The sequence below is a fragment of the Azohydromonas lata NBRC 102462 genome, assembly GCF_001571085.1.
GTDB lineage: Bacteria > Pseudomonadota > Gammaproteobacteria > Burkholderiales > Burkholderiaceae_C > Azohydromonas > Azohydromonas lata.
This window is the reverse complement of the sequence record NZ_BCTC01000279.1, coordinates 1-1,187: the sequence shown is the minus strand read 5'-3', so window position 1 is coordinate 1,187 and position 1,187 is coordinate 1. Positions and strand designations below refer to the sequence as shown.

The 1,187-nt window shown below is 68.3% G+C and carries 2 protein-coding genes; both read right to left on the bottom strand.

Annotation, left to right across the window (positions count from 1 at the left end; translation table 11 throughout):
* On the bottom strand, positions 1 to 488 hold a 488-nt coding region (locus ALA01S_RS31090; RefSeq protein ID WP_444979095.1), incomplete at its 3' end, for an ABC transporter permease subunit.
* Positions 489 to 507: 19 nt separating this feature from the next.
* Positions 508 to 1,187 (bottom strand): branched-chain amino acid ABC transporter permease (locus ALA01S_RS31085; RefSeq protein WP_066343645.1); only part of this gene is annotated, 680 nt, incomplete at its 5' end.

Below are 1,187 nucleotides of genomic sequence, written 5' to 3'. Positions count from 1 at the left end.
TCGATCTGGCTGATGCCGCGCGGGCCGTTGGTGATGTTGACCGGGTACTCCATGTTGTTCATGAAGACGCGGATGATTTCACCGAAGCCCAGCGTCACGATGGCCAGGTAGTCGCCGCGCAGGCGCAGCACCGGGGCGCCCAGCACGATGCCCGCGACCGCCGCGACCGCGGCAGCCAAGGGCACGATGAGCCAGATGGGCAGGTGCAGGCCGTCCGGGAACATGGCCGCAAAGGCGGGGAAGTTCTCCGACAGGTGCGGCGATGCCAGCAGCGCGTAGAGGTAAGCGCCCACGGCGTAGAAGGCGACGTAGCCCAGGTCCAGCAGGCCGGCGTAGCCGACCACGATGTTCAGGCCCAGCGCCAGCATCACGTACAGCAGGGCCAGCGCCATGATGCGCACCCAGCCCTGGCCGAACTCCTGCGCCACCAGCGGCAGCGCGATCAGCGCCACGGCCGACAGCAGGAAGAGGACAAGCTTGTTCTTCATGTGTTTCTCCCCTGTGGCGTCAGGCGCGGTCGGCCGTGCGCTCGCCCAGCAGGCCCTGCGGGCGCAGCGTGAGCACCAGCACCAGCGCCATGAAGGCAAAGATGTCGGCGTAGTGGCTGCCCAGCACGCCGCCGGTGAGGTCGCCCAGGTAGCCCGCGCCGATGGCCTCGATCAGGCCCAGCAGGATGGCGCCCACCACCGCCCCGGCGAGGTTGCCGATGCCGCCCAGCACCGCGGCCGTGAAGGCCTTCAGGCCCGGCAGGAAGCCCATGGTGTGCTGCACGGTGCCGTAGTTGGCAGCCCACATGATGCCGGCCAAGGCGGCCAGCGCCGCGCCGATGATGAAGGTGGCGGAGATCACCCAGTCCGGGCGCACGCCCATGAGGGCCGCCACGCGCGGGTTCTCGGCCGTGGCGCGCATGGCGCGGCCCAGCTTGGTCTTGTTCACCAGGTACAGCAGCCCGGCGAGCACCATGGCCGTGATGGCCAGGATGAGGATTTGCGTGACGCTGATGACGGCGCCGCCGATCTCGATCGGGTCCGTGCTCAGCAGTTGGGGATAGGGTTTCGGATTCGGCTTCCAGATGATCATGGCCAGCGTCTGCAGCAGCAGGCTCATGCCCATGGCCGTGATCAGCGGGGCCAGGCGCGGCGCGTTGCGCAGCGGCCGGTAGGCCAGTTTCTCGATCGTGAAGTTCA